The 7,576-nt window shown below is 46.2% G+C and carries 5 protein-coding genes and 5 pseudogenes; 1 reads left to right on the forward strand and 9 read right to left on the reverse strand.

Annotated features, from left to right (window positions below):
- The first annotated feature begins 106 nt into the window (after nucleotides 1–106).
- On the forward strand, nucleotides 107–355 hold the full coding sequence (locus tag BKD14_RS18925) for a glycosyltransferase (RefSeq protein WP_280949125.1): 249 nt from the start codon (nucleotides 107–109) through the stop codon (nucleotides 353–355).
- A gap of 56 nt (nucleotides 356–411) precedes the next feature.
- Here the strand turns inward: BKD14_RS18925 and BKD14_RS18930 are convergent.
- From BKD14_RS18930 to BKD14_RS18975, 9 genes and pseudogenes are all read right to left on the reverse strand, one after another.
- A pseudogene (locus BKD14_RS18930) lies at nucleotides 412–615 on the reverse strand (transposase); the annotation flags it as partial.
- Between the two features lie 18 nt (nucleotides 616–633).
- Nucleotides 634–1,275 (reverse strand): annotated as a pseudogene (locus tag BKD14_RS18935) (IS66 family transposase); the annotation flags it as partial.
- Between the two features lie 181 nt (nucleotides 1,276–1,456).
- A pseudogene (locus BKD14_RS18940) lies at nucleotides 1,457–1,849 on the reverse strand (IS66 family transposase); the annotation flags it as partial.
- 94 nt (nucleotides 1,850–1,943) lie between these two features.
- Nucleotides 1,944–2,294, reverse strand: a complete 351-nt coding sequence (tnpB, locus tag BKD14_RS18945; protein ID WP_075657656.1) for an IS66 family insertion sequence element accessory protein TnpB — start codon at nucleotides 2,292–2,294, stop codon at nucleotides 1,944–1,946.
- A complete protein-coding gene (locus tag BKD14_RS18950; RefSeq protein ID WP_075657657.1) occupies nucleotides 2,291–2,677 on the reverse strand; it encodes a transposase in 387 nt (128 codons plus the stop codon). The genes tnpB and BKD14_RS18950 overlap by 4 nt, the downstream gene beginning before the upstream one ends.
- Before the next feature lie 86 nt (nucleotides 2,678–2,763).
- Nucleotides 2,764–3,437: pseudogene (locus tag BKD14_RS19635) on the reverse strand (transposase); the annotation flags it as partial.
- A 63-nt stretch (nucleotides 3,438–3,500) separates the two neighbouring features.
- Nucleotides 3,501–3,611, reverse strand: a pseudogene (locus tag BKD14_RS19240) (transposase); the annotation flags it as partial.
- Nucleotides 3,612–3,943: 332 nt separating this feature from the next.
- Nucleotides 3,944–4,543 (reverse strand): hypothetical protein, encoded by a 600-nt coding sequence (locus BKD14_RS18970; RefSeq protein WP_075657660.1) that lies wholly within the window; start codon nucleotides 4,541–4,543, stop codon nucleotides 3,944–3,946.
- A 463-nt stretch (nucleotides 4,544–5,006) separates the two neighbouring features.
- Complete coding sequence (locus BKD14_RS18975; RefSeq protein ID WP_139316493.1) at nucleotides 5,007–7,184, reverse strand: hypothetical protein; 2,178 nt, start codon at nucleotides 7,182–7,184, stop codon at nucleotides 5,007–5,009.
- Between the last annotated feature and the right edge of the window lie 392 nt (nucleotides 7,185–7,576).

Here is a 7,576-nt window from a genome sequence, read left to right on the forward strand (position 1 = left end):
CAAACATGTGGCGTGAAATCGCATGCCTGAAAGCTGCATAATTTCAGCGTCATAGACAAAATTGCGGACTTGCTCAGGTTAACGTAACAGTGCCGTATCTATTGTTATAGTTGATAATAATTCGAATGCTGATCTTTCACATTTTATAAAAGAGTTAGATAATCCCGTGCGATTTGCACCGCTTGATCAAAATTACGGAATTGCTAAAGCACATAATGTTGGCATTCAGATCGCGCGTGAAAACAATTATCAATATGTTTTATTAATGGATCAAGACAGCATCCCCGCTCATGATATGGTTCGTATTTTATACTTCGAGGCAGAGAAGAAGATAAAAACTGGTATAAAATTGTGACCTGAGCCCCAATGCTCCTCCATTTTTCAGGAGAGTCTTAGGTTATACTATTGGCCTTAAGCGGCCCGTTTTTCTAGAGCCATTTTTATTGCGAACTCATTCGGCGTAGCATTGCCGAGTGAAGAGTGCGGTCTGTTTTTGTTATAATCATCCTTCCATGCTTTGATCTCAGTGCGTGCCTGAGCGAGCGATGAGAACAAGGTCTCGTTCAGGCATTCGTCGCGGAAACTACCGTTGAAGCTTTCGACAAACCCGTTTTGCAGTAAGCGATGTTTCGATCACACCTTGCTTGGATAATTCCATGGTAAAAGTTGGTCAATTTGGTTTTGTTTATGGCCATTGACGATTGCAGTTAGCGTGCTTGTCAGCCACTTTTGCGGATCGATGGCATTGAGCTTACAAGTCTCGATTAGCGAGGCGATTGTTGCCCAGTTTTGGGCTCCTGCTTCATGGCCTGCAAAGAGCGCATTTTTTCTATTCAATGCGATTGGGCGGATGGTTCGCTCGACACTGTTGTTATCCAGTTCCACACGTCCGTCGTATAAGAATAGGCAGAGGCCGTCCCAGTATCTGGCAATGTATTTTAAAGCCTCACCCAATGGGGCTTTTGCCGATACACGTGCACGATGGTGAGTAAGCCATGTTTCCATATCACTGATCAGCGGCTTTGCATGTTCCTGACGGGCTGCCAGGCGTGCTTGCGGATTAAGACCACGTATTTCCGCTTCTATCCTGTAGAGTTCAGCAATGCGCTTTATGCCGTCTTCGGCAATCGGGGACGAACCAGTCCGTGCGATCTCAATGAACTTGCGACGCGCATGCGCCCAGCAATAAGCCAATTGTATATTCGGTCCAACACGATCAGGCGCGATCAGCCGATTATAGCCCGCATAACCGTCGACCTGTAGGATGCCTGTGAAGACCTGTTTTGTGTTTGATGATCTTATCTGTAGAATGCAACATTGTGGTTTCCTTCGTTTTGAGGTTGGGTTTGCACCACCATCAAAACCGATAACCACACCGCTCTGCAAGAGCTTGCACCGTTCCCTATTCAGCAAGCTGGAAAGGGAACGGTGTCAGATAAAGTCGAAACTAATACAGCTCAGAAACATCCTCGCCAATGCAATGCAGACAGCCACCGCAGGTACAGATCAGGCTTTCCGGCTCAATTACTTCATCAATACGTGGCAGATGTTTTGGCAGAGAACCACGATTGACGGAACGCGTCTTGGATGTTCGTTTGATCGAAGCTGTATCAGCGTCGTCCTCTGCATGGATCTGCGCAATGGCAGTTTCCAGATCCTCCAGTGCCAGATCAAACTGCTCTGGATTGACCTTTTCTGACTTGCGCCCAAAAGCTGCCTGTTTGAAGGCTGCAACCAGTTTCTCCAGCCGTTCAATGCGCTCATCTTTACGAGCCCCAAGCGCAGTTGCTGCGATTAACAGCGCTTTGAGTTCAGCAATATCATTCGGAAGATCAGCTGCGTTTAACATGGACCGATCTTACCAAATTCTGCCTTGATTTGCTTGTTGAATATGCTGTCAGAGTCATCGTGCCGCAGCTATTTTTAGAGCATTCTATTGTCTGTCAAACAGTGATCGGCGCTCGTATCTCCACAGCGCGGACGCGCCGCCAATCCAGTCCTGCAAACAAGGCTTCAAACTGTGCGTGGTTCAATGACATCAGCCCATCACGGATCTTTGGCCAGCTAAAGTTATGTGCTTCCAAACGCTTATAAGCCAGCACCATGCCTGTGCCATCCCAGTAAATCAGCTTTAATCGATCTGCCTTGCGCGAACGGAAGACAAATACTGTTCCCGTGAATGGATCCTTGCGCAATTCATTTTTGACCAATGCAGCAAGCCCGTCATGGCCCTTACGAAAGTCGACAGGCTTTGTTGCCACCATGATCCGCACCCGATTTGAAGGAAAGATCATGATTGAGCCGCAAGCGCGCTTGCAACAGCTGCAATCCGGGACGCGGACACACCTTCTTCCAATCTGATAATGACCGAACCGCTGAATATCTCAACGCGAGAAGTGGTTGGTGTTACCGGTTCGATGGTTTGCTTCTCGACAACGATTGCTGCAAACTCCACTTCATCCTCAGGTGGAGGCAACAAAAGCTTACCCTGACGAGCCAGTGTGCGCCACGAAGACAGGTAATTTGCGCGAACGCCATAACGCTCTGCGACTTGCTGGACGCTCACGCCAGGCCGCAAGCTTTCCGAAACAATCCGCGCCTTTAAATCGGTCGACCACTGGCGATGTTTACCACGCTTACTCTGATCTGTTGTGAGAAACTCTATTCGAGGCTCCATCGAGAAACTCCGGTCTGTCCATTCAAAGCCTCTTAATGACAGATCAGAAAATCAAACAGAATGTGGGGCCAAAACACCGCTTACGCAAGAACCCTGAACCGACGACCATCTGTGAAGGCATCACTTATAAAGTCCAGGCTCCATCGTTCATTAGCTCGCGATGGTAAAGCTATCGGCCTCCGCGTTCCCAGAGCTCGTTTGCGCCCACCACGTTTGCGCACAGTTAGTTTCTCTTCCTGATATAATCGACGCAGTTTCTTCAAGTTCATGATGATCCCCTGTCGTTCCAGCATGACGTGAATACGCCGATAACCGAAGCGCCGTCGTTCGGAGGCCACTTGTTTCATTGCTTCACGAATATACGCATCATCAGGACGCTTACGACGATAGCGCACACTTGATCGATCAATACATAAAACGGCACACGCCCGACGCTGGCTCACGGCATACACTTGGCAGACGTGAACAACTGCGTCTCGCCTGGCATCGGGCGTTACCATTTTTTTGCAGCGACATCTTTCAAAATAGCATTGTCGAGCATCGTCTCCGCCAGCAGCTTTTTTAGCTTGGCATTTTCTTCTTCCAATGCCTTCAACTTGCGTGCATCGGAAACATCAAGGCCACCAAACTTGGCTTTATATTTGTAAAAACTAGCGCTGCTAATTCCATATTTGCGGCATACTTGTGCAGTAGGCGTTCCCGCTTCCTGCTCTTTAATCATCCCGATTATCTGTTCATCTGAAAACCGTGAGCGTTTCATTGTCCATCTCCTACCAAGGATTGGACTCTACCAAAATCTGGAGGAGTTTGCGGGGCTCACGTCAGATGCGTTGCTCATCCCATGCTCCCGGCAAAGCTCGGCTACAGGCACACCACCCTCAGCTTGGCGTAGAATAGATAGAATTTGCGGCTCTTTAAATCTGGTCAGCTTCATAAAAATCTCCTCGTTTATTAAACCGAGAAAATTCTACTTTGAAATACCTTTAATTTCAGGGGGGATTACCGCGAGCCCACTTTTATATCAGCCAAATAGTTAAAATATTGGCGCATCAAAGCAGCGCTAAATCCTTACCACGACGAAATAAAGACCTGTTTGACACTGCGACAAAAAAGGAAATGGTGCAGAGACCATCTCATCGTAGATCAAACCCTATTGGCAGAGTACAGCCTCTTAGATCAAGTAGTGAGAACCTCATCTACTTCTGCCCTGCCCCACCCAGCGCACAGGCAAGCTGAGCCACCTTGAACTCGAAAGGCTTTATCGATCTATGGCTCACCAATGCTTCGAAATATCGTCGTGAAATCGCACTGGTCTCCCACATCCTCCGTCCTTTGATGGTGCCAATCTGTGAGCACCGCTTTTCCAGAAAGATCGGCAAGAGCTGCATCCGAATCCACCGCCGCGAAGCTTGAATCCAATACAAGGCGGGCTGGAAGGCCATTCGAGCGCGCATAATTAAGTGAACGTTTATCCCGTACAGTGAAATCTGTAAGACGAAGTATGACATCTTCATGATAGCGACTGTCTTCATAGACTGCATTAACAAGCAACGTGGACTTTCCCATGCGCTGCGCAGCTCCAAGCACCACTAAAAGATGTACCCCCGCACCGTGGTGGATTGTCCCTTCACCGTTAACTAAAACGGCATCAACAGGCTCAATTCGGCTTAGAAATTCTTCGTTTTGTAGTAACTCATCAATAGCGTCAGGCGACTTGGGATCGGTGATACCATGTCGCCAGTCCATAAAAAATCGTTCGACAACTTCATGTCCAGCTCGACCAAGCATGCGAGCATGCGCATCAGATACAGCTTGACAGCCAAAATGCGCGAACGGCGCGGTGTCATTAAATAATGCGACTTTCATAATGCCTCCAATTGATTGGAGGCATTTACACATATGTAGCAGTAGAATGAAACCGCTTCTCTTATATTGAATGTGGCTAGATGTGATATGGATACGTTCATTTTGATTTGACCGCACAAACTGCTTCGTTATCTTCTGGTGACACGCGATACTAGAACTAAAGATACCAGCCTACAGATTGATGCCGTTATGTCTTGCTGCCTTGCGGAACATCGCACCACCGACGCTCCCATATGAAAATCTCTAGGGATTCCTTCGCAGGCAAACACAGCAGCCAACTATAACAACCCAACGTACAACCGAAATCTAACGTTGCATAGAACCGATTTCTGGTAGACTTGACTCACCTCGAGTAAATTCCATTTAAACCATCGGATAATTTTTCACGAAAGCAACATCTCGGAAATCCCAGAGGGATTAACAGCCCCCAAGCCAGATCCACCGTGATTACAGCCAGTTAATTTCACCTCCGTTGAAGCAAGCGGCCTAACCATCGATACGGCGCGGTAATACGCCAGCTTGTCGAGCAAAAAAGGGCATCCCTCTCATCTTTAAGTAAACGTTTTTCTACAATCAATTCGTCATGCTCTTTGGCTAGTTGATCACACCGTTCCGTCAACCCTTCATGCTGCCTCACCAATTGCTCGTGCTTCCTCATCAGCTGCTCATACTGAAAGGCCTGCAATTCACTCTGATGTGTTTTTTGGAGCAAGTCATTTTGATTATGTTTTATTATATTCCAGCAATCTTCGACTGATTTCAGCAGACTATAAGTCCTAAACGTATTCGTCGCATGCTTTTTCTTCACAAGAACGTTTGAAAAAACTTTATAAAAATCTAAATTATCAGCATCATTATAAATTCTCTTAAAGTCGGCTCCATCAATAGAAGCAACCGAATCGTCTCTGAGAGCAAAGTTCAATCTAGATACATCGAAGGGTTTACATCCGTCATACTGTACAGAGCTCCCCGTATCGTACTGAATGCACCTCTTCCCCGAAACAGCTCCATCTAAAATCAACGTGGAAAGAGATGAAATTACTGTAGATACACCGCCAATAATCCTTGAAATTGAGACATCAGCGCACCCAAGTATAATATCATCCAAAACAACACTGTTAGAAAATTTTAAATCAGAATACTCTTGAGAGCGCTCCGACGGGTGAGGCTTTACTACAAATAAAACATCAGGGTTCTGCTCAATCATGGTATGAATGCCAGATATTATTCGACTTGAGGTCACCTTATGAGCGGACCATTTAAGATTAGTACCGATAAGGACAGTTTTCCTATAATTCTGCGGTTCGAGCCCTAGCCGCCAGCGCAGTACATCCGCATTTGGAGAAATCTGGGAATCACAAAACTTAGGGGAACCCGCAGCAATGAATTCGCTAGACATACAACCCACACTAGTAGCTTGCCCCGCAACCATATTAGCTGCCTGCTTGAAAAACGTCTCGTGTTCTCGTCCCCAGCTCAGCACATAATCCGATGAAAATGAAATCTGCCGGTCGCGCATAGATTCTATCCAAATCCCGTGCTGCAACAAAATTGTCCGAACACCATTTAATTTGGCAGCTTCTACGAGTTGCGAGCTCAAAGCATGATTGAATGCAGCCGTTGACTCGGCTGCCGAAATCAACGTTTCTACCATTAGTAGACGCCAATCAATCTCCTCAACCTGGGCGTACTTTACAAGCATCACACCACAGCGAAAAAAGAAACCTGTAACTAGTTGATCTTCATCCTCCTTAAGCACCCCGTCCCGCAAGAAGACAACACATGCATCGCGCGCGATCACATCCAGCAAAGGCCGTATATTAAAAAAATCTTGAATATGATGAATATTAAAAGCGATTATTTCTGACTGCGGCATCACGAATTGCGCTCGCTTGATTTTACGGTATGCAATGTCTAGCACCCGCTCAATTCTCTCTCGAGCCAAATCCCTATCCGTCGAGTTGAACTTTCTAAGTAGTAGGTAGGTAGGTTCACCAGCTAATCGATCGCGAAATACATCCGCCTTTGCCCATTGAGTAACGAGCAGTGATGTCGCGTCTACATTATCTTTGGAGATAACACGACGCCCTTCAGCTGCAAATTTTTCATCAAGTACCTCGAAACCAGCCGTTTCGAGAAGATGCGTCCATGTCGAAATTGGCAAAATGGTCGAAGAATAAGCATTCCTATGGCTACTTGGACGTGTTGATATCGAGACTATGACGAATTCGTTTGAAACATCAAATAAGTTAAATATGGCGCTAGGAATATCCTCAACATCAATGCGCTCCAGAACATCGATGCAGGTAGTCACATACTCCTGCCCGCCCCAAATATTTTGTACAGCATTTATTGCGAGTTTCGCCCCATTAGTATCTGAAGAAGCCAAATCGAAATGGATAATTTCTGAATGGGGAGGCATATAACCACATGCAGCAATCTTAAGGGCATTACCCTCTGCAATTTCTTTTAAACGTCCCCCACCGGAGCTGATATCGACAATCGCCGAAATATTCATATCCTGACAGAAACTAAGAAAACTTTGTTCGAAAGCACTCCCCTTAAAACTGGCGGAATCTTGTATTTTTCTGGAATAATCTGGCTTATTCAATTTTGAATAACACGTTTTGGAAGCCCACATAATTCCACCGCCATCTATCATTGAATGCCATTTTCTACAGAACAACGACATTATACTAGTTACATAAGGGACAACCAGATATTGCTTGGTTGTTTGAATAAAGGTTTTTTCTTTATAGCTATTACGCTATTTTTTTGTAATGAGACAAATTTAAAAGTGCCGCTTTTTTCGAGCAGAGCGCTCACCATCAGCACGAGCATTCACCGTCCGACCGATCTGATCCAGTTCTTTTTCATAGGCATCGGCCCGGTCTTTGGCTGGTGCTTTGCGTCGATTTACCGGCGGCAAACGATTTTCGGCACAGTTACCTTAACTCTGGCGCAAGCATAAGCTGCGAAAATAGGCCATGATCGAATCTCGTTCCTCACTTTATCACCGCCATCGTTTCCCTG

This window comes from Pseudochrobactrum sp. B5, assembly GCF_001939785.1.
Lineage (GTDB): Bacteria > Pseudomonadota > Alphaproteobacteria > Rhizobiales > Rhizobiaceae > Pseudochrobactrum > Pseudochrobactrum saccharolyticum.